The organism is Clostridium sp. Marseille-P2415, assembly GCF_900155545.1.
GTDB lineage: Bacteria > Bacillota > Clostridia > Lachnospirales > Lachnospiraceae > Lacrimispora.
In genome coordinates, this window is sequence record NZ_LT732526.1 from 4,148,562 (window position 1) to 4,173,826 (window position 25,265).

20 protein-coding genes are annotated in these 25,265 nt (G+C 45.5%); 11 read left to right on the forward strand and 9 right to left on the reverse strand.

Translation table 11 applies throughout. The features are described from left to right. Window positions 1-62 precede the first annotated feature (62 nt). The 4 genes from BQ9856_RS23955 to rbr form a co-directional block, all read right to left on the reverse strand. A complete protein-coding gene (locus BQ9856_RS23955; protein ID WP_077613236.1) occupies window positions 63-1,469 on the reverse strand; it encodes a sensor histidine kinase in 1,407 nt (468 codons plus the stop codon). Continuing rightward, on the reverse strand, window positions 1,470-2,180 hold the full coding sequence (locus tag BQ9856_RS23960; RefSeq protein ID WP_077613237.1) for a response regulator transcription factor: 711 nt from the start codon (window positions 2,178-2,180) through the stop codon (window positions 1,470-1,472). 65 nt (window positions 2,181-2,245) lie between these two features. Then, on the reverse strand, window positions 2,246-4,639 hold the full coding sequence (locus BQ9856_RS23965) for an endonuclease MutS2 (protein ID WP_077613238.1): 2,394 nt from the start codon (window positions 4,637-4,639) through the stop codon (window positions 2,246-2,248). 132 nt (window positions 4,640-4,771) lie between these two features. Beyond that, complete coding sequence (gene rbr, locus BQ9856_RS23970; RefSeq protein WP_077613239.1) at window positions 4,772-5,365, reverse strand: rubrerythrin; 594 nt, start codon at window positions 5,363-5,365, stop codon at window positions 4,772-4,774. A 186-nt stretch (window positions 5,366-5,551) separates the two neighbouring features. Here rbr and BQ9856_RS23975 point away from each other — a divergent pair, with 186 nt between their 5' ends. The 9 genes from BQ9856_RS23975 (at window position 5,552) to BQ9856_RS24015 (ending at window position 16,076) form a co-directional block, all read left to right on the forward strand. Next, entirely contained in the window at window positions 5,552-6,862 is a 1,311-nt protein-coding gene (locus BQ9856_RS23975; protein WP_077613240.1) for a S1C family serine protease, read from the forward strand. A 47-nt stretch (window positions 6,863-6,909) separates the two neighbouring features. Beyond that, complete coding sequence (locus tag BQ9856_RS23980) at window positions 6,910-7,854, forward strand: 3'-5' exoribonuclease YhaM family protein (protein ID WP_077613241.1); 945 nt, start codon at window positions 6,910-6,912, stop codon at window positions 7,852-7,854. 321 nt (window positions 7,855-8,175) lie between these two features. Further along, window positions 8,176-8,889 carry a response regulator transcription factor gene (locus BQ9856_RS23985; RefSeq protein ID WP_077613522.1) on the forward strand — a complete coding sequence of 238 codons (714 nt, stop codon included), beginning with the start codon at window positions 8,176-8,178 and terminating at the stop codon, window positions 8,887-8,889. Then, entirely contained in the window at window positions 8,861-11,116 is a 2,256-nt protein-coding gene (locus tag BQ9856_RS23990; protein WP_077613242.1) for a sensor histidine kinase, read from the forward strand. Before BQ9856_RS23985 ends, BQ9856_RS23990 begins: the two co-directional genes overlap by 29 nt. A gap of 141 nt (window positions 11,117-11,257) precedes the next feature. Further along, on the forward strand, window positions 11,258-12,397 hold the full coding sequence (gene nagA / locus BQ9856_RS23995; RefSeq protein WP_077613243.1) for an N-acetylglucosamine-6-phosphate deacetylase: 1,140 nt from the start codon (window positions 11,258-11,260) through the stop codon (window positions 12,395-12,397). A 180-nt stretch (window positions 12,398-12,577) separates the two neighbouring features. Then, the gene (locus BQ9856_RS24000) at window positions 12,578-13,921 is read left to right on the forward strand and encodes an ABC transporter substrate-binding protein (RefSeq protein ID WP_200801348.1); all 1,344 of its coding nucleotides are present in this window, start codon (window positions 12,578-12,580) and stop codon (window positions 13,919-13,921) included. Between the two features lie 138 nt (window positions 13,922-14,059). Continuing rightward, a complete protein-coding gene (locus BQ9856_RS24005) occupies window positions 14,060-14,467 on the forward strand; it encodes a carbohydrate ABC transporter permease (RefSeq protein ID WP_200801349.1) in 408 nt (135 codons plus the stop codon). Window positions 14,468-14,731: 264 nt separating this feature from the next. Continuing rightward, the gene (locus BQ9856_RS24010) at window positions 14,732-15,079 is read left to right on the forward strand and encodes a hypothetical protein (RefSeq protein WP_077613244.1); all 348 of its coding nucleotides are present in this window, start codon (window positions 14,732-14,734) and stop codon (window positions 15,077-15,079) included. Between the two features lie 463 nt (window positions 15,080-15,542). Then, window positions 15,543-16,076 (forward strand): hypothetical protein, encoded by a 534-nt coding sequence (locus BQ9856_RS24015; RefSeq protein WP_077613245.1) that lies wholly within the window; start codon window positions 15,543-15,545, stop codon window positions 16,074-16,076. 210 nt (window positions 16,077-16,286) lie between these two features. On the opposite strand, the gene phoU is transcribed toward BQ9856_RS24015, so the two are convergent. The 5 genes from phoU to BQ9856_RS24040 all read right to left on the reverse strand — a co-directional run bounded on the left by phoU (window position 16,287) and on the right by BQ9856_RS24040 (window position 20,605). Continuing rightward, the gene (gene phoU / locus BQ9856_RS24020) at window positions 16,287-16,949 is read right to left on the reverse strand and encodes a phosphate signaling complex protein PhoU (RefSeq protein ID WP_077613246.1); all 663 of its coding nucleotides are present in this window, start codon (window positions 16,947-16,949) and stop codon (window positions 16,287-16,289) included. A gap of 35 nt (window positions 16,950-16,984) precedes the next feature. After that, window positions 16,985-17,749, reverse strand: coding sequence for a phosphate ABC transporter ATP-binding protein PstB (gene pstB / locus BQ9856_RS24025; RefSeq protein ID WP_077613247.1), 765 nt, complete (start codon window positions 17,747-17,749; stop codon window positions 16,985-16,987). After that, the gene (gene pstA / locus BQ9856_RS24030; protein ID WP_077613248.1) at window positions 17,746-18,654 is read right to left on the reverse strand and encodes a phosphate ABC transporter permease PstA; all 909 of its coding nucleotides are present in this window, start codon (window positions 18,652-18,654) and stop codon (window positions 17,746-17,748) included. The genes pstB and pstA overlap by 4 nt, the downstream gene beginning before the upstream one ends. Next, window positions 18,644-19,582 (reverse strand): phosphate ABC transporter permease subunit PstC, encoded by a 939-nt coding sequence (gene pstC, locus BQ9856_RS24035; protein ID WP_077613249.1) that lies wholly within the window; start codon window positions 19,580-19,582, stop codon window positions 18,644-18,646. The genes pstA and pstC overlap by 11 nt, the downstream gene beginning before the upstream one ends. A 99-nt stretch (window positions 19,583-19,681) precedes the next feature. Then, entirely contained in the window at window positions 19,682-20,605 is a 924-nt protein-coding gene (locus BQ9856_RS24040; RefSeq protein ID WP_077613250.1) for a phosphate ABC transporter substrate-binding protein, read from the reverse strand. Between the two features lie 569 nt (window positions 20,606-21,174). On the opposite strand from BQ9856_RS24040, the gene BQ9856_RS24045 reads away from it, so the two are divergent. Continuing rightward, window positions 21,175-22,743 carry a plasmid pRiA4b ORF-3 family protein gene (locus BQ9856_RS24045; RefSeq protein WP_077613251.1) on the forward strand — a complete coding sequence of 523 codons (1,569 nt, stop codon included), beginning with the start codon at window positions 21,175-21,177 and terminating at the stop codon, window positions 22,741-22,743. A 913-nt stretch (window positions 22,744-23,656) separates the two neighbouring features. Further along, the gene (locus tag BQ9856_RS24050; RefSeq protein WP_077613251.1) at window positions 23,657-25,225 is read left to right on the forward strand and encodes a plasmid pRiA4b ORF-3 family protein; all 1,569 of its coding nucleotides are present in this window, start codon (window positions 23,657-23,659) and stop codon (window positions 25,223-25,225) included. Window positions 25,226-25,265: the final 40 nt, after the last annotated feature.

Below are 25,265 nucleotides of genomic sequence, written 5' to 3' on the forward strand. Positions count from 1 at the left end.
GCTTAAATTGATTCAGATAAATTTAATTATAATAAATAGATTACGGAATTTGCCGGGCAATGCTATAAATTCGTGGATTTCGGCAGGCTGAAGATGAATTCCGAGCCTACCCCTTCCGTGCTCACTACATCAATATTTTCTCCGTGGGACTGTATGATTTCCCTGACAATGGCAAGGCCCAGCCCGGTCCCCTTCTTATCCTTTCCCCTGGATAGATCCGTCTTATAAAATCTCTCCCAGATCTTCTTCAAGCTGTCCTTGGGGATGCCGATCCCCGTATCCTTGATGGAAATAAATATCTTTTCATACTTTCCCGAAGCCTGTATGTAGATGGTGGAATCTGCATGGCTGAATTTGATGGCATTGTCGATCAGATTGTAGAGGACCTGCTGGATCTTACCAATGTCCGCATAAACCATCTGGATGCCGTCGGAAAAAGTCAGATCAAAGAAGATATTTTTTTCACTGCAGGTTCCTTCAAAGGAAGCTGCAGTATCCTTGATGACCCGGTTAATGTCAAAATTGGTGCGTTTTAAATATCCTTTGCAGTCCAGGGAATTGAGAGTCAGCATTCCCTGGGTCAGCTTATTTAGCCGCTCTGTCTCCGAAATGACCCGGTTTAAGTATTTCTCATGCATTTCCGGCGGAATGGTTCCGTCAAGGATTGCTTCCAGATAGCCTTTGATGGAAGTTAAGGGAGAGCGGAAGTCATGAGAGACGTTGGCGATAAATGTTTTTTGATATTCCTCCATTTTATTGATTTCGTCGGACATATAGTTTAATGTGGCTGCCAGATAACCCATTTCATCTCTTGTATTCACCGCAATGTGATGCGTTAAATTCCCCTGGGCGTATTCGTTGGCTCCTGCTGTGATCTTCTTAAGAGGGAAATAAACATTCTTTGTAAATACAAGGAGAATGATTAAGGAAAGGCCGAACACCACCGCCGATGTAAGGTATACGATGTTTAAAATCCCATCCCGCTCCGATTTTAAATAGGATAACGGCAGGTGGATCACGATGTAGCCATGGGTGGTATAATTACCGGTAATGGGCGCATGGACGCTTAAAACGTCGTAGGAAAACTGGTTGTAGTAATTGCCGATGGTATAGGATTTGTTGCCCATAAAGGTAGGATCGAAGTTTTCGATGATCTGCCCTTCTTTATCCGGCTGTTCGCTGTCTGCCACCACTTTTCCCTGCCGGTCTACAATCCATATCTGAGCGTGCAGATACCTGGCTTCCTTTACCAGCTCAGGGTAGGAAGAGGACAGATTCATGTCCTTACCCTGATACATGCCCCGGTAGGAAGAAGCGATCTGATTGGCTTCGTCGTAAAGGCATTCCGATTGCTTTCGAAGCAGATACTGGTCTGTAATTTCAGAAGAAAAGGTAGCAATGGTTACAAAGCCAAGAAGGCCGAATAACAGATAACCCAGGATGAATTTGTAATAGAGAGAATGTGTCATTTAACGCTTCACCTCGAATTTATACCCAATACCCCAGACCGTAGTCAGGGCCCAGCCTGCGTGATCCTTGATCTTTTCCCGGAGCCTTTTGATGTGGACATCCACGGTTCTGGTGTCTCCAATGTACTCATATCCCCAAATGTGGTCTAAAAGCTGTTCCCTGGTAAAGACCTGGTTTGGAGAAGAGGCCAGGAAATACAAAAGCTCCAGTTCCTTGGGCGGCATCTCAATGGAATGCCCCATATAGATAACGGAATAGTTGGTCAGATTGACGATGAGGTCCGGATATTCCACATAATCCCCCTGCTGGTCCGTATGGGCAGCTGTTGGGGCCGGGGCGGTCTGATAGCGCCTTAAAACCGCCTTTACCCGGGCTACCAGTTCCTTGGAGTCAAAGGGCTTTATCATATAATCGTCAGCTCCCAGCTCCAGGCCCAGGACTTTATCAAAGACCTCGCCCTTAGCGGACAGCATGATGATGGGAACCTGGGACTGGGACCGCATCTCCCTGCAGACCTGGTAACCGTCCATGCCCGGAAGCATTAAGTCTAAGAGCACCAGGTTCGGCCGGAAATCCGGGAATACCCGGAGCGCCTCTTCCCCGTCTCCCACGATTTCTGTTTCATAGCATTCTTTTAATAAGTATAGGGAAATTAATTCCGCGATGTTACTGTCATCGTCTACAATCAATATCCGCTGTTTTTCTGCCATAATCGATCCTCCTTTTAAAAATGGGGTCCGGCCCTTTCCTTAAGGGGGCTGACCCCATTTTTAAATTATTTAAACGAAACAATGGTTACGCCGGAATCCCCTTCGCCGAAAGCTCCAAGCCGGAATTCCTTTACATACTTCAGTTTCTTTAAGTGTTTATGCACCGCATTTTTTAAGGCTCCTGTTCCGCGCCCATGTACGACGCGTACCTGTGGAAGATGGGCTAAATAGGCATCGTCTAAGTATTTGTCCAGCTGTGGAATGGCCTCATCCGTGGTCATTCCGATCAGGTTGATCTCCGGCGATATGGTGAAGGATTTGGACATGCGGGTGGAACTGCTTCCGCTTCCTGTCTTCTTAAAACCGCTGCCAGCGGCAGGACCGGTGACAGATTCTTCATGCAGCAGCTCTAAGTCCGAAATGTTGACCAGTGAACGGAGGATTCCCATTTGTACGTATAAATCGCCTTTGGTATTGGGAAGGGAGCTGACGGTCCCGTTTAAGTTCATGCTTAAGACCTTTACACCGTCTCCCAGCTTTAATTTCCCTGGATCAATTCGTTTCCCGGGCTGTTTTTTGTCCTTTTTTAAGGAGAGGGAGGAATCCACATCCTGAAGCTTGCTTCTCAGTCTGCTTCGCTCCGCTTCCAGTTCCTTATTTACGCCGGAATCTGCTGCCAGCCTGTTGATCTGACGGATGGTCTGGTCCGCCGTATCCTTGGCATCCTGGAGAATTCTCTGGGCCTCTTCCTTTGCAACCCGGATCATCTTATCCCGGCGCTCGTCGAACCGTTCTTCCTTTTGGGTCAGTCTGGTCTTTAGCTGTTCCACCTCCCGTTTATAGGATTCGATCTGGATCCGTTCCTTTTCAATGGTGACCCGGTTTTCTTCCAAATGGGTCAACAGGTCCTCAAAGGTCTCATCCTTGGCTTCCAGATGGGTCTTTGCATCTTCAATGATATAATCGGGTAGGCCCAGCTTTTTCGAGATGGCAAAGGCGTTGCTTTTGCCGGGTACACCGATCAAAAGGCGGTAGGTCGGCTGCAGGGTCTCCACGTTGAATTCGCAGCAGGCATTTTCCACCCCCGGACTTGTCAGTGCGAATACCTTAAGCTCGCTGTAATGGGTGGTAGCCATGGTCCGGCATTTCATATTGTGGAGAAATGTCAGGATGGAGATAGCCAGAGCAGCGCCTTCCGTAGGGTCGGTTCCGGCACCGAGCTCATCGAACAGACAGAGGGAATTGCTGTCTGCCTGACCGAGAATCCGGACGATATTGGTCATGTGAGCGGAAAAGGTGCTTAAGCTTTGCTCAATGCTCTGTTCATCCCCGATATCTGCGAACACTTCATCAAACACCGCCAGCTCAGACCCGTCAAATGCCGGGATATGAAGGCCGGACTGTCCCATCAGGGTAAATAAGCCCACCGTCTTTAAGGAAACCGTCTTACCGCCCGTATTTGGACCGGTCACGATCAGGAGATCAAAGTCGCGGCCAAGATGGATGCTTATGGGGACCACCTTTGAAGGATCCAATAGAGGATGGCGTCCATCCTTGATGTTTATGAATCCCCTTTTATTAAATACGGGCTCACTGGCGTTATAATGTCTGGATAAAGCAGCTTTTGCAAATATGAAATCCAGTCTGGTGAGCGTTTCAAAATCAGTCATAAGTTCATCCGGATAAGGGGCAAGCTGGTTGCTCAAATCGGCGAGGATCATCTCGATTTCCTTCTGTTCCTGGATTTCCAGAGCCCGAAGATCATTATTAAGCTTCACGATAGCCATGGGTTCGATAAAGAGGGTGGAACCGGTAGAGGACTGATCGTGGACCATGCCGGCAACCTGGGCTTTATGCTCGGATTTCACCGGGAGACAGTAACGTCCATCCCTCATCGTAATAACCGCATCCTGAAGATAGGTCCGGTTGGAATTCAGGATGGAATTTAACTGGGTGTGGATTTTATCGTTGACCGCCCTCATGGACCGCCTTACATGATGAAGCCCCGGGCTGGCGTCGTCGCTTACTTCCTCTTCGGAAAGGATGCAGCGTTTGATTTCCGTATTGACCGGGGTCAATGGCTCCAGCATCCGGAAGAATTCCTCCAGAGAGTCATCCGGCAGTTCCGAATCTTCGTGGCGTCCGTAAGCCTTTACGCGGGCCGAAGCAGTAAGAAGGGAACTGATGGAAAGAATCTCTGCGATCCCTAAGGAGCTTCCCACTTCCAGGCGCTTTAGGGAAGGCCGGATATCCTTGACGCCGCCGAAAGAGATGCTGCCCTTTTGACGCACCCTTGTGGCGGCATCGGTTGTTTCCCTCTGGGACTGTACGATCTCACCGTAGTCCGTGGAAGGAACCAGATTCCGGCACAGCTCCCTGCCGGAATCGCAGGAGGCGTATTCCGCAAGCTGTGCAGTGATTTTATGATATTCTAAAGTTTTCAGTGCTTTCTGATTCATATGTTATACCTTGTTAATTCTGCTTTCTTACAATATTTGACCGAAAGAAACCTTATGGTCCGGTGATGGTGGTATCGGTTACAGTATAGCATATGTGGGACAAAAACTGCAATCCTTCCGTTGTTTTTCCTGTCAGTTCATATAGGGGGATAATTCCAGGCGGATGAAATATCCCTGGTCATGCTGGCAGACCGGGCATTTTTTCGGGGCTTCAAAGCTGTGTGTCACAAAGCCGCAGTTTAAGCAGATCCAGCCGGTTTCCACATCGGATACGAAAAGCTTTTTTTCTTCCATAAAATCGGCAAATTTCTGGAACCGGTCGCCGTGGACTTTTTCGATCTCAGCAATCATGGAAAAGGAGGCGGCAATCTGGGAAAAGCCCTCTTCCTTTGCGGTCTGGGCGAAATGCCTGTAGACATCCTGATATTCCTCATATTCGTTATGCCTGGCCGCTTTTAAAAGGTCCTGGGTCTTATCGTATAGATCCACCGGATAACCGCCGTCAATGAAAATGGTTTCTCCCTTTAATTCCTTTAAATGATTGTAGAAAATTTCCGCGTGCTCTTTTTCCTGGCTGGCGGTATAAGTAAAAACCGCCTGAATGACCGCAAGGCTTTCCTTTCTGGCCTGTCCTGCGGCAAAGGTGTAACGGTTTCTGGCCTGGCTTTCTCCGGCAAAGGCGCGCATAAGATTTTTGGCTGTCTCACTGTCTTTTAAATTGGGCATTGAAAATTCCTCCTTGATTTGGTTTGAAATGATAGTTATAATGTTTCTGGAATTCTGGAAATTATGCGGAAAAAAGCAAATATTTCCCTGTCCGGCCTTTTAAAAGCCTGTTTCGTATGTTTTTCTTGCATTAAGGAAAGAAGAACCTTATAATAGTACTTAGGTCTTCTGCAAAGGAGGGTAAGTATGCCGGAAAATAACGGGCCAGATGATAGAAAGACGGAACCCCGTCAGTTTATCAATGAAAAGATAGTGAGGCAGCCCATGTCAAAAAGGGATATGTTCAAAAGGGCTTTGGGCCTTTTGGTGACTGCGGTTATTTTCGGAATTGTTGCGGCGGTTACATTTGTTGTGTCCAAACCTGTAGCTGAGAGATTTCTTGCAAAGGAGTCCACCAGGGAAAGCACTCCGGTGACCATACCAAAGGATGAGCCTGAGACAGTGCCTTCCGGGGCTGAGACAGCGACTGCGGCGGCTGAAACAGAACCGATAGAAGAATTATTAAAGTCCGCTATGGAGAAGTATCCCTTTTCCGTAGATGATTTAAATACGCTGTATGGAAGCCTTAAGTCTGTGGTTCAAAAGGCAGATAAAGGGATCGTGACGGTTCATTCCGTAAAGACCCAGACGGACTGGTTTAATAATCCGGTGGAGAACTCCAGCCTGTTCGCCGGGGTGATCATCGCCTCTGCCAACCAGGAACTTCTGGTGCTGACACCGGAAGCGTCGGTGGAAGATGCGGAAGCGATCCGTGTGGTATTTTCTGACGGTACGGAGGTCTCGGGGACCATCAAACAGACCGATAAGCTTTCCGGCATGGCCATAGTCAGCGTTTCCACAGCGGACTTAGGAAGAGCCCTGTTAGAGGAAGTGAGAGCCATTGAGCTTGGAAATTCCTATTCCGTAAAGCAGGGAGATCTGGTCGTAGCCATCGGCAGCCCTGCCGGCATGGTCCACTCGGTAGGTTATGGATTTATATCGTATATTACAAAAAATGTCCAGATCACAGATGGCATCACACGTATCCTGTATTCGGATGTGAAGGGGAATGCCGGAACCGGCACATTCCTCATGAACACGGCCGGACAGATCATCGGCTGGGTAACGGATGATTATAAGAATGACAGCAGCAAGGACATGACAGCAGCCATGGCCATATCTGATTATAAGAGCATCCTGGGAAAGATGAGCAACGGCGTGGCATTTCCTTACTTTGGGATCAAGGGGCAGGAGGTAAGTGCCGTCATGAACGGCAGCGGCATGCCTTTGGGTGTTTATGTCGTAGATGTGAATGCAGACGGGCCTGCATATAATGCGGGGATCCAGAGCGGTGACATCATAACAGCGATGGGAGATGAAACCATTGTTACCATGAAGGACTTTCAGGTCGTGCTGGAAGATTCCAAGCCGGGAGATGTCATACCTGTGACTGTTTCCCGTAATGGAAGAGAAGAATATAAAGAGATTCAATATCAGGTAACCATTGGAGCCAGGTGATCTTCCTGGCTTCCTTGTTGCCTTAGGCTAGAATATGGAGGAAAAGAATGAAGTATGTTGAATCATTCCGGGAAGGAATGCATGTTTCAGATGTGTATTTATGTAAGAATAAGCAGATTGCCCTTACCAAGTCGGGAAAAGAGTATGGAAACCTGATCCTGCAGGACAAGACCGGCACGGTTGATGCGAAGATATGGGATCTTGGTTCTCCGGGAGTCGGGAATTTTGAAACTCTGGATTATGTATACATAGATGCAGATGTTACCGTATTCCAGAATTCCAACCAGTTAAATATCAAACGGATCCGAAAAGCCGGGGATGGAGAATTTGTCCCTGGCGATTACCTTCCGGTGTCCTCCAAGGATATCGGGCTCATGTATGAAGAACTTCTGGGCTTTATCCGGACCGTGAAAAATCCTTATTTAAGGAAGCTTTTGGAAAGCTTCTTTGCAGAGGATCCTGCTTTTGCCAGGGCGTTTCAGTTCCATTCCGCGGCAAAAAGCGTTCATCACGGATTTGTAGGCGGTCTGCTGGAGCATACCTTGAGCGTGGTGAAGCTGTGCGATTATTACGCCGGCTTCTATCCCTTCATCAACCGGGACCTGCTCATTACGGCGGCTGTTTTCCACGATATCGGCAAGACCAGGGAGCTTTCCACATTTCCGGAAAATGACTATACCGATGACGGACAGCTTTTGGGTCATATCATCATAGGAACGGAAATGATCGGAGAGAGGATCCGGACGATTGCCGGTTTCCCCGAAAAGACGGCTTCCGAGCTGAAGCACTGCATTCTGGCCCATCATGGGGAACTGGAATACGGGTCTCCCAAAAAGCCGGCCTTGATTGAGGCGCTGGCCTTAAATTTTGCCGATAATACCGATGCGAAGATGGAGACCATGATTGAAGTATTAAAGGGTGCTGGAGACAATAACGGCTGGCTTGGCTTTAACCGGCTGATGGATACCAATATACGGAAGACTTCCGAATAAGACAGAGAAAGGCGCAGCGGGGAGGAATGCATTCCCCGGGCGTCTTTTGTTTTTTTCCACCTTCATCTGTACCGGCGGCAGCGAAACGGGGAATAATAAAAGTTTAGAATTTCTTTCGTTTTCCCAATCATTCAATTTAAGAATGCTCCCGTATTCTAAATTACAGGTAAAACAGGGGAAAATGTGGTATCATAAAATTATATGACAGGCATAATGCCTTATAATCAGACAGATGCGCCTTGCGGGCATATTTTACGCCCGATAAAGCGGAGCGGGCCCTGCCCGAAAAGCGTGGGCGTAAAAGAGGATAGGAGAGATATCATGGAAGCGAACCACATCTTATTAGTGGAGGATGACAAAGAGATCAGAGAAGGAGTCGAAATATACTTAAGAAGCCAGGGATATGAGGTGTTTCAGGCAGCAGACGGCATCGAGGGCCTTAAGATCCTGGAACGGGAAGAAATCCACCTTGCTATCGTGGATGTGATGATGCCCCGTATGGATGGCATTACCATGACCGTGAAATTAAGGGAAAAATATGACTTTCCGGTCATTATCCTTTCGGCAAAGACCGAGGAGGTGGATAAGATCATGGGGCTCAATATCGGAGCGGATGATTATGTATCAAAGCCATTTACCCCCATGGAGCTGCTGGCGAGAGTGAATTCCCAGCTCAGACGGTATAAAAAATATATGGATATGCTGGAGGCAAAGGAACAGAAGGAGAAAAGCAACGTCTATATCATCGGGGGACTGGAGCTTAATGAGGATACGGTGGAAGTGACCGTGGATGAGAAGCCTGCCAAGCTTACCCCCATCGAATTTAAGATACTTGCCCTTCTTATGAAAAATCCGGGAAGAGTATTTTCAGCAGAGGAGATCTATGAACGCGTCTGGAATGAGCGGGCCATCAATACGGACACGATCATGGTACATGTAAGGAAGATTCGTGAAAAGATAGAGATCAATCCGAAAGAGCCCAAATATTTAAAGGTGGTGTGGGGAGTTGGATATAAAATTGAAAAACAGGCATAGGATCAGCGTATTCCTGGCGGCAGTGGTGGTTTTAACAGCGGCCTCGGTTATGGTAGGCCTTTACCCCTTTTTTGAAAATGAATCGGCCAGATACGAGGAGCCGGCTTATGAGGAGGAGTCATTTCTCAGACATCTGGTATTCGGCAATTATGTGCTGGCAGTGGAACAGGCCCAATATGAACAGGGCAATATCATTTCCCCATTTCAGTACTTTTTCCCCCAGGCGGATGAAGAATTAAAGAACAGTGCAGATAACCAGGCAGGCATTACGGAAGAAGGGGATGCAGCATCGGCTGAGGAAGTTACGGTTCAGGCCGGTGAGGAAGCCGGGGGTTCGGGCGGGCCGGAGGAGCGTTACGAATATTTAAGAGAGCTGCGACAGAGCTGTGTACGGGAGTATGAAACCTGGAGCCGGTATTTCGGCAGTATGCGCAATTCGGTGGATTATCAGATCCTGGATGAAAACGGCAGAGTTCTTTCCGACCACGCAGGCGGGCGTTCCATACCGGGAAGCGGTGAATATGTGTTTAAAGCATTGCTCCATTACGATGATCTGGGACGCATGGATGTGGCGGCGGTAAACGGAGAAAATACCGTTGATCTTATGAATGCTCTGCAGGCCTTTGGAGAAAAGGACCCCATGAGCGATAATTATTGGGATCAGTATCTTTATGAACCTGACTTAAAGCTCATGAATCCTAGGAATATTACTTTTGCTTATGGCATGACAGAGCAGCAGGCCGCTGCTTTTAAGGAAGCCAGAGGAACCACCTGGAGCGCCTATGATAATTCCGGAAGTGTATCCAGGATCTTCATCGGTCTGGCGTGTGCCGTAGCGGTCATGGCCTTTTTCTTGTCCTGCCTGGATGTGGCCTGGGCGGAGGACAGCCGGATTTTAAGAATGCCTTTTGAGGTGGTTTCAGGCATTGGCTGCGGTGCGGTGGCGTTTGGCGCGGGACTTACAAACCTTGTGGCAATAACGAACCGGGGAGATTTATACGGAGCTCTTTTGCGGGCAAATTTTCTGCCCGGCGTGGCGAATGCCATGGTGAGGCTCTGGAACCTGCTCTGGTGGTCTGTGCCGTTTACAATCGTATATTGGGCTGTTTTGTGCCTGCGGGATGTACTGCACATCGGGCTCTTTCGTTACCTTCGTGAGAGAACCCTGTGCGGCTGGTTTTGGGGATGGATCAAAAGCCTTTGCCGCAGAATCTATACATTCGTAGGAAATATCAACCTGCAGGAACGGTCGGACCGGACCATTTTCCGTATTGTAGGTGTGAACTTTATCATCCTGGCGGCCCTTTGCAGCCTGTGGTTCTTCGGAATCGGTGCGCTCATATTATATTCGGTGGCTTTGTTCGTTGTAATGAGGAAATATTACAGGGACTTAAGCGAAAAATACGGGATCCTTTTGAAGGCTGCCAATCAGATCGCAGAAGGGAACTTAGAAGTAGCCATTGAAGAGGATTTGGGAATGTTTGAACCGTTTAAAAAGAGGATACAGAAGATACAGAGCGGATTTAAAGTAGCCGTTGATGAGGAAGTCAAGAGCCAGAAGCTGAAAACAGATTTGATCAGTAATATGTCACACGATCTTAAAACGCCTCTGACCGCTATTATTACTTATGTAAACTTGATGAAGGATGAACGTGTAACCCCGGAACAGCGAAGGGCCTATATTGATATCCTGGAACAGAAATCCATGCGCTTAAAATCTCTCATAGAAGATCTGTTTGAAATCAGCAAGGCCAACAGCAATAACGTTACGCTGAACCTGGTAGATGTGGACATTGTCAGCCTGTTAAAGGAAGTCAGCCTGGAGCTCAGTGATAAAATAGAAGAATCTACCATTGATTTCCGGTGGAATCTGCCGGATGAAAAAATCGTTCTTCCTTTGGACAGCCAGAAAACTTACCGGATATTTGATAATCTTTTGACGAATATCATCAAGTATGCCATGCCCCATACCAGGGCTTACATTGATATGAAAAAAGAAGGCGACTATGTAGTCATTACCTTAAAAAATGTTTCGGCAGACGAATTGACATTTAATCCGGAAGAAATCACAGAAAGATTTGCACGGGGCGACCAGTCCCGCAATACGGAAGGCTCGGGCCTTGGAATGGCTATCGCAAAAAGCTTTGTAGAGCTTCAAAACGGCAGGCTTCAGGTGGAAGTGGAGGCGGATTTATTCCGGGTGATCATCCGGTGGCCTATTTTATAGGATAAAATTTCTTTTTTGCATATTAAAATAAAAATTATTTTCAAAACTTCTTGAAAACCGGAAAAGAACCGTTTATACTAAGGGTAACAGGACCATGTATAGTACATTGGTTTATATAAACCGGAAAGAGAGGTTATGATTATGATAGTACAGAGCAGACGGGTCTGGATCGCAGGCCAGTTCATCCCGGCGCAGCTTCAGGTGGAAGAGGGAAAGATTCAGGCAGTCCGCGTTTACGGTGAGATGGCGGCAGACCAGGATTATGGAGAGAAAAGGATCATTCCGGGATTTATTGATATCCATACCCATGGAGCTTATGGCTATGATACCAACGATGGGGAGCCGGAAGGTTTACGCGAATGGATGAAACGGATACCGGAGGAGGGAGTAACCGGGATCCTTCCCACAACAGTGACCCAGATGCCGGATGTACTGACCAAAGCGGTTGCCAATGTGGCATATGTGGCGGAAAGCGGATACGAGGGTGCGGAGATCCTCGGAATCCATTTTGAAGGGCCTTATCTGGATATGAAATATAAAGGGGCACAGCCGCCGGAGGCCATTGCTCAGTCTACCGTGGAGCAGTTTCAAAGGTATCAGGAAGCTGCAAAGGGCATGATAAAATATATCACCCTTGCCCCGGAGCATGATAAGGATTTTGCTTTGACGAAATACTGCAGGGAAACCGGGGTAGTGGTCAGCATGGGGCATTCTTCCGCTTCCTATGAGCAGGCTTTGATGGGGATCGCAAACGGAGCCATTTCCATGACTCATGTATACAACGGCATGACCGCCTATCACCACCGGAACCCAGGACTGGTGGGAACTGCATTCCGGGTAAGGGATATTTACGGTGAGATCATCTGTGACGGGTGCCATTCCCATGTGGCGGCACTTAATAATTACTTTGCCGTTAAAGGCCGTGATTACACGATCATGATCAGTGACTCCCTTCGTGCAAAACACTGCCCGCCGGGAGGAAATTACCAGCTTGGCGGCCATGACATTGAGATCAGGGAAAGCGGGCTGGCATTTTTAAAGGGTACCGATACGATTGCGGGAAGTACCCTGAATATGAATATGGGCTTAAGGATCCTGGTGGAGGAGGCCATGGTTCCGTTTGACTTTGCACTGAATTCCTGCACTATAAATCCTGCAAGGTGTTTGGGGGTAGACCATAGAAAGGGCCGGCTGGTTGCCGGATATGATGCGGATTTTGTGGTCCTTCATGATTCCTATGATGTGGTTCAGACTTATTGCAGAGGTGTGGCTATGTTGTAAAAACAGGCTGAGCAGCCGGCGGTTTTTCGCTGGATGCTCAGCTTTTTTAGGCATTCAGAATCTTCTATTTGGCCAGGTTGTTACATATGGTATTAAAGATTTATAACAAATTGATGTGTTCCCACGGCGGAATACAGGCAATTTTGACGAGTCCAAGCAGAAATGAAAGAGGAGAATGCCATGAAAAAGAGCGGAAAGAAAATTATGAGTCTTACTTTGGCGGCTGTATTGGCGGTGGGACTGGCAGCAGGACTGGCAGCAGGCTGCAGTCTGAAACCGGGTTATGGGAAAACCGCGGAGACCGGAGGCAGAAAAAAGAACGTTACCCTGACATTTGGAAGCCATCAGAGCGGCCTCCCGACTTCCGGGATCGTGCAGGAGCTTGCAAAGGAGTTTGAACAAGAGACCGGGATTAAAATTGATTTTCAGATATCTCCGGATGCCCAGTGGAGGGATTTGATCAAGGTTAAGCTGGATTCAGGGGAAGCGCCTGATATCTTATGTGCGGATACTCCTATTAATCTGGCGTCCAGCATTCATATGGATCAGTACTGCACGGAGCTGACGGATCAGTGGTGGGTGAGCCGCATGGATGACAGCGCCCGGTCGGCGGTTTCGGTAGACGGTAAGCTGTACGGCATTACATTTCCTGGAGCGAAAATGTATTTTTACCTTTATAATAAAGACATTTTTGAAAAGCTGGGCTTAACGGTTCCTGCTACCTACGCGGAATTCAAAGAGGTTTGTCAGAAAATTAAGGATTCCGGAACCACGCCGATTTATGAGGCGACCACCAATGGCTGGCATCAGGTGCTGCCTTTGTTCGAGACAGGCGGTCTTTGGCTTTTACAGGATCCGGATATGTATCAGAAATTAAATGCCAATGAAATTGATTTGGATCAGATACCGGCGCTTCTTACGATCATTGAACAGCTGGATGAATGCGCCAGGGCCGGTTATTTTGGAAATGATTATTTGAGCAATGCGTGGGAAAACGGGAAGGAAGCAATGGCTTCTGAAAGGTGTGCCATGACGATTGCAGAGTTGGGTTACAGGGGGGAGATCGAAGCGGATTTTCCTGAATTTAAGGCAACAGAGAGGATGGGGGCTTTCGTGATGCCGTGGGGGGATAACGGGATCATAGGAGTGAATCCGGCAAGCAATGCCTATTTTATTAATAAGGACAGTAAGTACGTGGATGAGGCGAAGGAATTTTTTGAGTTTCTTGCAAAGCCTGAAAATCTGCAGAAGCGTTTGGATGGACAGCCGGAATTAAGTGCGCTTTGCTGGCCGGAGATTAAGAGCAAGTATACTGAGGAGGACCAGAAGTTTATTGATTCGCTTACAAAGGCTAATGTGGTCCAGATTTCGGTTAATTATATTGACAGCCAGTGGATGGAGGTGGGGAAGGATTTGGAGGCTATGTATACGGGGGCCATGTCTCCTCGGGAGGTGTTGGATTCTATGATGAAAAGGCGTACGGAGCAGGCTGTGCTGCAGAAGGATGGGGGGTGGATGAAATAATCTCTTTTTTCTCTTGTGTTTTCTTCCGGGAGTTCTGGGAATCGCCTATTCTTTTACCGACTGGAATAACTTCAGCAATGAGATACATTTTGTTGGGCTGGAGAATTATAAAACAATTTTCATGGAAATTCCGAATATTTGAAATATATAAGCAATACCCTTTTGTTTACGACAGCCACAACCATAACGAAAACCGTGGCCGGGATGGCACTGGCCCTTTTATTGACTCAGGTTTTTATCAGGGGGAAAAATCTTCACCGCATGATTATTTTTTCCCCGCATGTCATGTCGTATCTGGTTGTGGGTCTGGTATTTAAGAGCACGCTTTATCCGGCGACCGGAATTTTAAATAACTTTCTGAGAGGGATCGGCCTGGAGCGGCTGGCAAAGAACTGGCTGACGGATTTAACACTTGTTTATCCGACTGTTATATTCGTAGACATATGGAAGGGCATGGGATATATTATGGTGATCGTCATTGCCGAGCTGCTTTCGGTGGCCCGTCCTATCGCTTCTGTACCTGATCATCTGGTCCATGGAAAATAAGTAGGTGGAACCAATAGTTTTTGGGAGGTACGGGAGGAATTCATTCCCCTATATGCAGTAGAATATGCAGGCAGCCGGATTAATGACGGGGAATTAACGGTTTATGCCACAGCTGTTTTTGATATAGTAAAAAACAATATTATTACATTTTATTTAAGAATGCAATAATATTGTTGAATTATAAATGAGCATAAGTTAAGATAATAGTATATTCGGTATATAAAAGGGAAATAGATTGTCAAAAATATTTATGAGGTGAAAGATATGAAAAAAATATTATATGAGAATTTGCCATATTTAGCTATACTACTAGTCTGTTTATTTAATGCAAGAAATATTGTGACAGGAACGGGAAATACCATTATGAGAGAATATGGCAAATTGACAGATGAAGAAAAGGAACTTTATGATATTTCAAAAGTTAAAATGTCACAAATTTTATATGTTCTGTCTTTGGTTTTTGTGACTGTTCTTGCATTTGTATTTTCGGTAATTTTTCCTAATGTCATTTTTCCTAAGACGTTCATAGTGTGTTATCTGGTAGAAATAGTAGTGCTTTTAATTTTTTCAAAAACAAAATGGATACTTAACTGGTTTTGTAAAAAAAAGTAGGATTAAACAATTTATAATATCTCGGAATCCTGAGTAATTATGATTGCCCTATCGGGCAGATGAACTTTTACAAGTAAATATTATCTAAATGGAATATGCAGAAGAAAAAATAGCTGTCGCTATGCTTTAAAATAAGATGTGCAAGATTAAGCGGTTACCGCCAGAGTTAACAGCTAACAAAAAAATCGCCTCCAATCGAAAAATGTACTTATTAATCAAGGGCGCGAAGTGCCATATTTTTCGATAAAGTTGTCAAGTGTTTTTGGCAAAAAGTGGGGGATTTTAATAAAAAAGAAATCTCAAATTTTTTATGGTTTGCGTTATGATGTTTAATGGGGTATTAATAAGCGCCAATGCTGAAACACGGCAGGGGGGCAACAGTTATTCTTCTTCGGAAGTGAGAATAAGTGATTCCACTATCGACACGTATGTTACTAATATTAGCACAAAACAGGTGGATGTTTTGCGCTCTGTAAGAGAAAGCGACGGAACCTATTCTTATTATGGATGGTATGACGTAGGAAATGAAAAAGATTACATGAACAGAGAAAGCGATTTTAAGACAACGGTCACTAATGGAGCAGTTGTTTATACAACAAACGGAAAAGCATCAAGGGTTGTTGCCACTCTTGATGGTAAGGACACAACAAATAATGGTAATAGCTCCAGAGGGATAAATGGTGTATTTCCTACAAAATGGTCTGCTATGGATCCTGACTATGGTAATATTGCAACGGATGTAGCGGATGCAATATCTCTAGCTTCCATATTGGCTTCAGTGGCCGGAGTTGGAACCCCCGCTACATTGATGAGTATTGCTTCTTACATAATAGGAAGGAATATCGTTACTGTATATTATAAAAGGACAAAATATGTCAGAGCGTATGATGCCTGCACACAACAATATTATTATGTAACGAATTGGTATTCAAATGCTAATTATACCGGACTGATAAACACCACAAAAACTGACATACATGAGGATTACTTATGCTAGTACATTGAAAAAAATATGACACTGAAAAAATGAGCAAAGACTTTAGAAATGCTATAGTGCTAAGCTCGAGTCCGCAGTGCCAAGCTCGAATCCGCTGCGCTCCTTCTCGCTTGACGGCTGTCGCCGTATGCCCATAAAATCAAAAGAGTCCGGAAAAAAGCTTGCTTTTTTCCGGACTCTTCCGCTTTTACGGGCGCACTGCTCGTAGCTTTACAATATCCGTACATTCTTCAACGCTCCGGTTTTGGAGAATTCGGTCCATTCGCATACGTTTACGGCGTGGTCGCCAATGCGTTCTAAATATTTTGCTACCATTAATAAATCAATGCATTGATCGATGTGCTCGGTGGATTGCTTTAGTAAATCAACGACATCGTCTTTTACTTTACCAAATAACTCATCGACCACATCATCCTGCTTTTCGATCTGCTTTGCGGTTTCTAAATCCTGGGTGATGAAGGCTTCGATGGAGCTGCGGACCATTTCGCGGGCGGCGGTGGCCATGGCGGGGATGTGGCGGACGACGTGGTAGACATGCTCGCCTTTGATGCGCAGGATTAATTCGGCAATATCGGATGCATGGTCTCCGATGCGCTCTAAGTCTGTAACCACTTTAAGGGCACTGGAAACTACTCTTAAATCTCCGGCGACAGGCTGCTGGCGCAGGATTATGGACAGGCAGCGTGCCTCGATGGAGCGCTCTAAATCGTTGATGGTACGGTCTCCCTTGATGATATCCTCTGCTTTTTCAAAGTCCTGGTCTTCGAATGCGATAAAGCATTGTTCAATGGAGGTTTCGACCATTCGCCCCATTTCTTTGATATCGTCGTTTAAGAGGTTTAATTCATGCTCGTAATTAACTCTTGTTGTCATTTTCGTTCTCCTTTTCCGTTCTATGATAAAATGGATCAGCCGAAACGTCCTGTGATATAGTCCTCGGTTCTTGAATCCCTGGGGGCGGTGAAAAGTTCCGTGGTGGTGGCGTATTCCACTACCTCGCCAACCAGGAAAAATGCGGTGTAATCGGCGATTCGGGTTGCCTGCTGCATGTTGTGGGTGACGATGGCAACCGTGTATTTTTCCTTCAGCTCATCCATCAGGTCCTCGATTTTTAAGGTGGAAATGGGATCAAGGGCGGAAGTCGGCTCATCCATGAGAAGGACCTCCGGCTCAACTGCCAGTGCACGGGCGATACAGAGGCGCTGCTGCTGGCCGCCGGAGAGGCCGAGGGCGGATTTTTTCAGGCGGCTTGAAACCTCATCCCAGAGCGCAGCTCCTTTTAAGCTTTTTTCCACGATCGCGTCAAGCTCCGATTTGCTCTTGATTCCATGGATCCTGGGACCGTAAGCGACGTTGTCATAGATGCTCATGGGGAATGGGTTGGGCTGCTGGAATACCATGCCGATTTTTTTACGCAGCAGGGTGGTATCAACCCGGGGGTCATAGATGTTTTCTCCGTCTAACAGGACCTCACCTTCGATTTTTACGTTGGGAACCAGGTCGTTCATGCGGTTTAACGTCTTTAAATAGGTGGACTTTCCGCAGCCTGAAGGGCCGATGAAAGCCGTTATTTTGTTCGTATAAAGATTTAAATTCACATCCTTTAAGGCATGGTTGGTTCCGTAATATAGATTTAGATTGCTGGTCGAGATTTTTACTGTATTGGTATTCACGATTCTTTGACCTCCGTGTTGAATTTATGGGACAGAAATTTTGCAAGTCCGTTTATCGCCAGTACGATGACCAGAAGGACAACGGCAATTCCGAAGGCCTGGCCATATTTAGCCTTTTGCATGCATAAGTAAAGCTGAATCGTCAGGGTACCGCCTGATTCAAATATTTTTCCGAGAAAGTCTTTTGGAAGAAGATAACCGCTTCCTGCCGTAAAAAGAAGAGCAGCGGATTCGCCCACGATTCGGCCGATCGCCAGGATGATTCCGGTCACAATACCGGGCATGGCACTGGGAAGCAGGATGGTACGGATCATATACCATTTTGTTGCACCGATACCCAGAGCACCAAAACGGTAACTCTCCGGTACGGTTTTTAAAGCTTCCTGGGTGGTCCGGGTAATGAGCGGCAGGACCATAATGGATAAGGTCAGGGCACCGGTCAGAATGGAATAGCCTAGGCCCAGGGTGGTCCCGAAAAATACATAGCCAAACAGGCCGAAGATAATGGATGGGATGCCCGATAAGGTTTCTGTGGTGAACTCGATGATGCGGACCACTTTTCCGCCCTTTGCATATTCGTTTAAATAAATGGCTGCACCTACGCCCAGCGGAGTAGCAATTAACAGGGTAATAACCACAACATATAAGGTATTTACAATATTTCCCACAATGCCAAAGGTTCCCTTAATGGTACTTGGCACGCTGGTCAGGAATTCTACGCTGATCTGCGGAATGCCCCGCACGAATACATAGCCCATAATTCCAATGAGGACCAGAATGGAGATGGAAGCACATAAATAAATGAGAACCGTTAAGACGGAGTCTGAGATCCGGTTTTTCCGGTTGTAAATGCTGTGTGACACAATGGAATCCTTATGAACAGGAATGACGATATCATTTGTCATGACGTGCCTCTCCTTTCTTTAGCAGGTTGTTAAGGGTAACGTTAATGATCATAATGAAAGCAAACAGGACGAGTCCAATGGTAAAAAGTACCTGTTTGTGAAGTCCTGCGGAATAAGACATTTCAGATACGATCGCAGTAGTCAGGAAACGGACCGAGTTAAAGGGAAGGGGAAGGTTTACCGAACTTCCGGATACGAGACTGATGGCCATTGCCTCACCGATGGCCCGGCCTGTTCCAAGAACAATGGCGGTAATGATGCCGGATTTTGCTGCCGGGATGACCACATGAAAAATCGTCTGGATCTTGGTGGCACCAAGGGCCAGCGAAGCACTCCGCAAGTGCTGGGGCACAGCCCGGAGTGCAGTTTCACTGATATTGATAACGGTTGGAAGAATCATTAACGCCAATACTAAAACAGCAGAGATCAGATTGGCACCTCCGGTAAACTGGTGGGTGGAGGAACCTGCAAATATTTTTAACTCCAGTTTATACATCAGAGGGTTTAAAATCAGGATTCCAAGCAAACCATAAATAACAGAAGGGATGCCGGCTAACAGCTCGACCGCCGGGCGAACGATATTCGTGAGCTTCGCAGGAGCCACTTCAGCCAGGAAAACAGCAGTCATGACTCCAATGGGAACGCCGATCAGAATGGCCATGGCCGTTCCTGCGATGGAGGTCAGAATGACATAAAGGATGCCAAAGCTGGGAGAAGCGGCTTCCGGCATCCAAATGGTTCCGAACAGGATATCCAGGATACCCACCTTAAAAAGCGCCGGCGTGCCGCTTATGATCATGTACAAACTGATGGAGGCCACGGCCAGAACAGCAAAGAAGCCGCAGACAGTAAAAATAACCTCTGCAGCGTGTTCTACACCTGATTTACTTCCATGGCCGCCAAATATAGAATAAGACTTTGGTCGCATACAACAGCTCCTTTCGAACAATAGGGACGTAGCATAATCTTCTGGCTGCGTCCCCTGTAAATATTATCGTTATGCGGTATGAGAAGAGTTCCTTTTCAATTAGTTTGCCGGGATTAAACCAACGGATTTTACTAAATCCTTTCCTTCATCCGAGTAGATGTAGTCAAACAATGCTTTAACCAGATCGCTCTGCTCTGAGATTTCTCCTTTGGTAGCCATAACGAACGGACGGCTTAAGAAGTAGGAGCCGGCCTTGATGTTTTCCGGAGTAGGCTCTGTACCTTCCAGCTTCAGAGTCTTAACGGTATCATCGAGAACGTCCAGGGAAACATAACCAATAGAACCCGGAGTGGAAGCTACCTTTGCCATAACTGCGCCGGTACTGTCCAGCTCATTGCTGTATTTGCAGGCATCTTCCAGCTTTAACAGCTCTTCAAAGGCACTTCTTGTACCGGAACCGGACTCACGTCCAATGACAACGATTGGCTGATCCGCTCCGCCTAAGTCCTTCCAGTTGGCGGTTGTGCCGTTGTAAATGCTGATCAGCTGATCTTTTGTTAAATTCTCAACGGTATTGGCCGGGTCAGAAACAACAGCGATACCGTCGATTGCAACGATGTTTTCAGCAACACCTTTTGCTTTTTCTTCATCTTTTAAATTACGGGAAGAGTTACCGATATCTGCAGAACCGTTGGTGACTGCCTCGATTCCGGCGCCGGATCCGACAAATTCGGCCTGTACGGTAACATCCGGATATTTTTCCATAAAAACTTCACCTAAAGCTGTTGCGAATTTTTCCATAGAGGTAGAACCGACCATGCTGATAGATCCCTTTAAATCGGAAGCAGCAGCCCCTTCAGCCGTTGTCGGACCTGCAGTGGTTGTCTCATTTGAAATGCTTGCCGTCGTTGCGGTATCAGAAGCCTGTGTCTCAGCATTATTGCTGCCGCAGCCAGCCAAGGTTCCCATAGTCAGAACTGCCATTCCAGCTAATGCAAGTGCTTTAACAAAATTTTTTTTCATAATTACTTTCTCCTCTTTTCTTTTTAAAATTGCTTTCGCTTACATCATGGAGTATATCAGTCAAAAAACTTTCCTGATATCATGTTTTGGTATAGAGATTGTAAAGGTTGTGTAAAGCGCACTGTCTATTTCTTTTCCATATCATTAGTATTTGCAGAATGCGAAAACGAAATTCCTCTATTTTAACCGAATTAAGTAAGTCCCTCACTTCAAATGCGAAAAGCATTAAGTGGTGGGTGGGGACTTGCTTGTGTCAGGTGGAGTACAAGCTCCACCTGACAAGCAGCGATAGCTGCTATTCGGTTATGCCCGGTGGAGCGGGGCACGCTGTGAGCAAGTAGCGAAGCGGATTGCGAATATCCGCTTGACCAGGAAATGAAGTTAAAACTGAAAAAGCTGTCATAATTACAGAAAATAGCCCCTGCTTTGCAAAAATTAACGGGATGGACTGGACAGAACAGGAGGAAATGTGGTAAATTGTAACGTGCGTCTTATTATAATAGAAACATAAGAAATCATTCCGCAATTTAAGAACGGATACAAAAGATACGAGACAGGAGGACGTTTTCATGGGAGCATATCAACTGAAAATCACGATCAAAGGCAGTAAGCCGCCGATTTGGAGAAGGATTCTGGTGCCGGAAGGGATTACCTTTGAGAAACTGCACCAGATTATTCAGACAGCATTTTGCTGGGCCGATGATCACCTGTATCAATTTGAATTCCGTTCTGAAGGGGTACGGGTAGTACCGGCTGAAGAAGACAGGTCTCAGAAATTTCAATATATATTAACGGATGAAACCATTGACAATCTGGTATCCGGTACGAAAAAATTTACCTATATATATGATTTTGGTGATAACTGGGAGCATGTAATCCAGGTAGAAGATGTGATAGAAGATTATAAGGAGAACTACGCCCAGGTCGTTAAATTCAAAGGAGATGTAATTCCGGAAGACTGCGGAGGCATTACCGGGTATTATGAACTTTTAAAAAAATCCTCTGAATACCTGAAAGAATATGATATGTCAGCCATCAACAAATGTTTGAATCAGAATGTAGAACCTGTTCCGGAAGAAATCCATATTGCAGACATTTACGGCTGTTACGATAAAAGCAGCGTCATTGAGATTGCTAAAAGACACGGCTTGAGCGGAATTTCCAAATTAAAAAAGGAAGAACTTGCGGAAAGGACCATAGCTCATATCTTAGATAAGAAGGTGATGAGGCATTATTTTCTATGTGCCCGTGATTCGGAAATAAAGCTGTTTGAACAGGTGGCTGCAGGTGATTTTAAAGTGCCGTCTTTCGAATCAGAAGAAATGGATTTCCTTTACGCAGGCGGCTATGTGACTGCGGGACTTAACAATCATTTTATGGCTGCAGAAGAAATAATAAAAGCATATGAAGAATTGAACACGCCGGAATTTATAGAAGAACGCGGACGTCTCAGTAAAATCGGAGACTATCTCTGCGCGGCCAATTCCCTGTATGCAGTCACTCCGCCCTCCGTGCTATTGGAGACCTTTAATAAATATGAAGATAAGAAGCTTACTGTAGATGAATTGCTGCATGCTCATGAACTTCTTCTTCCATACCGCTGTATGGTTGCATACATTGATGGAAACTTTGTAGATGCGGCATTGGCAGAACAGAAAAGCTTCGAAGAATTGCTCCGGATGCAGAAAAAGGTTCCTTATTATATTCCTACCCAGCTGGAAATCCGTTTCATGGCGGATAATGCAGGCTTTTTAATGACCGATGAATTAAGTCAGCTGAGCAGATTTCTGACCGGTGAATTAAACGTTCCGGATGAAATGATCCCATATATCTTACGTCAGATACAGGCAGAAATCAGTCTGGGGGGACAGCTTCAGGAAGTTATGGCTGATTTTGAAGCCGCAGGGATCATATTTGAATCGGATGAACAAATTGAAAAATTCACAAGCATTATTACCGATGTATGGAATCATACCAGGATGGTGCTAAACAGAGGTCATAAGCCTTATGAAATGGTAATGAAAGGTTTGGAGGAAGTATCCGCCCAGCGGAAGAACATTCAAAAAATCTATCCAAATGATCCGTGTCCATGCGGAAGCGGAAAAAAATATAAGAAGTGCTGCGGAAAAAGAAACTAGTTGTTTTTATTGGAGTTCGGTTCTATTATAAAGGATTCGGACTCCATTTAAATGTATGAAATTGTCATAAAAATCACGTTTGTTAAAAAAGTTGAAAAAAATAAAAATAATTGTTGACATTTGTCGTCTGCTTTGATATGATATAACTCGCCGCTGAAAACGGCGGCAAAATTTCTTTTAAAACACATCGGCGATCGATGAAAAAGTTTTTGAAGAAAATGAAAATAAAGGTTGACAAGAACAACCGGTTATGATATTCTATGTAAGTTGCTGTTAAGTCAGTGACGATGGAATAAGCACTTTGAAAACAGAAGATTGAACAGTATGTAAAACCCTGAAAATTCTAAAAAATAAGCCATGTTTGATGGCTTTGAATGAGAAAATTCAGAACGAATACAAGCAATTGTATACGAACCAAACAACAAGTAAAACGGGAAATGAATTAGCTAGTTAGTTGATTTTGACCCCGGATTGAACAACATTATAATATGAGAGTTCGATCCTGGCTCAGGATGAACGCTGGCGGCGTGCTTAACACATGCAAGTCGAGCGAAGCAGTTTGAATGAAGTTTTCGGATGGATTTCAAATTGACTGAGCGGCGGACGGGTGAGTAACGCGTGGGTAACCTGCCTCATACAGGGGGATAACAGTTGGAAACGACTGCTAATACCGCATAAGCGCACAGTGCTGCATGGCACGGTGCGAAAAACTNCAGGAAATGAAGTTAAAACTGAAAAAGCTGTCATAATTACAGAAAATAGCCCCTGCTTTGCAAAAATTAACGGGATGGACTGGACAGAACAGGAGGAAATGTGGTAAATTGTAACGTGCGTCTTATTATAATAGAAACATAAGAAATCATTCCGCAATTTAAGAACGGATACAAAAGATACGAGACAGGAGGACGTTTTCATGGGAGCATATCAACTGAAAATCACGATCAAAGGCAGTAAGCCGCCGATTTGGAGAAGGATTCTGGTGCCGGAAGGGATTACCTTTGAGAAACTGCACCAGATTATTCAGACAGCATTTTGCTGGGCCGATGATCACCTGTATCAATTTGAATTCCGTTCTGAAGGGGTACGGGTAGTACCGGCTGAAGAAGACAGGTCTCAGAAATTTCAATATATATTAACGGATGAAACCATTGACAATCTGGTATCCGGTACGAAAAAATTTACCTATATATATGATTTTGGTGATAACTGGGAGCATGTAATCCAGGTAGAAGATGTGATAGAAGATTATAAGGAGAACTACGCCCAGGTCGTTAAATTCAAAGGAGATGTAATTCCGGAAGACTGCGGAGGCATTACCGGGTATTATGAACTTTTAAAAAAATCCTCTGAATACCTGAAAGAATATGATATGTCAGCCATCAACAAATGTTTGAATCAGAATGTAGAACCTGTTCCGGAAGAAATCCATATTGCAGACATTTACGGCTGTTACGATAAAAGCAGCGTCATTGAGATTGCTAAAAGACACGGCTTGAGCGGAATTTCCAAATTAAAAAAGGAAGAACTTGCGGAAAGGACCATAGCTCATATCTTAGATAAGAAGGTGATGAGGCATTATTTTCTATGTGCCCGTGATTCGGAAATAAAGCTGTTTGAACAGGTGGCTGCAGGTGATTTTAAAGTGCCGTCTTTCGAATCAGAAGAAATGGATTTCCTTTACGCAGGCGGCTATGTGACTGCGGGACTTAACAATCATTTTATGGCTGCAGAAGAAATAATAAAAGCATATGAAGAATTGAACACGCCGGAATTTATAGAAGAACGCGGACGTCTCAGTAAAATCGGAGACTATCTCTGCGCGGCCAATTCCCTGTATGCAGTCACTCCGCCCTCCGTGCTATTGGAGACCTTTAATAAATATGAAGATAAGAAGCTTACTGTAGATGAATTGCTGCATGCTCATGAACTTCTTCTTCCATACCGCTGTATGGTTGCATACATTGATGGAAACTTTGTAGATGCGGCATTGGCAGAACAGAAAAGCTTCGAAGAATTGCTCCGGATGCAGAAAAAGGTTCCTTATTATATTCCTACCCAGCTGGAAATCCGTTTCATGGCGGATAATGCAGGCTTTTTAATGACCGATGAATTAAGTCAGCTGAGCAGATTTCTGACCGGTGAATTAAACGTTCCGGATGAAATGATCCCATATATCTTACGTCAGATACAGGCAGAAATCAGTCTGGGGGGACAGCTTCAGGAAGTTATGGCTGATTTTGAAGCCGCAGGGATCATATTTGAATCGGATGAACAAATTGAAAAATTCACAAGCATTATTACCGATGTATGGAATCATACCAGGATGGTGCTAAACAGAGGTCATAAGCCTTATGAAATGGTAATGAAAGGTTTGGAGGAAGTATCCGCCCAGCGGAAGAACATTCAAAAAATCTATCCAAATGATCCGTGTCCATGCGGAAGCGGAAAAAAATATAAGAAGTGCTGCGGAAAAAGAAACTAGTTGTTTTTATTGGAGTTCGGTTCTATTATAAAGGATTCGG

Coding starts and splice junctions, on each gene's coding strand:
- BQ9856_RS23955 (WP_077613236.1), bottom strand. CDS start 1,469: ATGACACATTCTCTCTATTACAAATTCATCCTGGGTTATCTGTTATTC.
- BQ9856_RS23960 (WP_077613237.1), bottom strand. CDS start 2,180: ATGGCAGAAAAACAGCGGATATTGATTGTAGACGATGACAGTAACATC.
- BQ9856_RS23965 (WP_077613238.1), bottom strand. CDS start 4,639: ATGAATCAGAAAGCACTGAAAACTTTAGAATATCATAAAATCACTGCA.
- rbr (WP_077613239.1), bottom strand. CDS start 5,365: ATGCCCAATTTAAAAGACAGTGAGACAGCCAAAAATCTTATGCGCGCC.
- BQ9856_RS23975 (WP_077613240.1), top strand. CDS start 5,552: ATGCCGGAAAATAACGGGCCAGATGATAGAAAGACGGAACCCCGTCAG.
- BQ9856_RS23980 (WP_077613241.1), top strand. CDS start 6,910: ATGAAGTATGTTGAATCATTCCGGGAAGGAATGCATGTTTCAGATGTG.
- BQ9856_RS23985 (WP_077613522.1), top strand. CDS start 8,176: ATGGAAGCGAACCACATCTTATTAGTGGAGGATGACAAAGAGATCAGA.
- nagA (WP_077613243.1), top strand. CDS start 11,258: ATGATAGTACAGAGCAGACGGGTCTGGATCGCAGGCCAGTTCATCCCG.
- BQ9856_RS24000 (WP_200801348.1), top strand. CDS start 12,578: ATGAAAAAGAGCGGAAAGAAAATTATGAGTCTTACTTTGGCGGCTGTA.
- BQ9856_RS24010 (WP_077613244.1), top strand. CDS start 14,732: ATGAAAAAAATATTATATGAGAATTTGCCATATTTAGCTATACTACTA.
- phoU (WP_077613246.1), bottom strand. CDS start 16,949: ATGACAACAAGAGTTAATTACGAGCATGAATTAAACCTCTTAAACGAC.
- pstA (WP_077613248.1), bottom strand. CDS start 18,654: ATGACAAATGATATCGTCATTCCTGTTCATAAGGATTCCATTGTGTCA.
- pstC (WP_077613249.1), bottom strand. CDS start 19,582: ATGCGACCAAAGTCTTATTCTATATTTGGCGGCCATGGAAGTAAATCA.
- BQ9856_RS24040 (WP_077613250.1), bottom strand. CDS start 20,605: ATGAAAAAAAATTTTGTTAAAGCACTTGCATTAGCTGGAATGGCAGTT.
- BQ9856_RS24045 (WP_077613251.1), top strand. CDS start 21,175: ATGGGAGCATATCAACTGAAAATCACGATCAAAGGCAGTAAGCCGCCG.
- BQ9856_RS24050 (WP_077613251.1), top strand. CDS start 23,657: ATGGGAGCATATCAACTGAAAATCACGATCAAAGGCAGTAAGCCGCCG.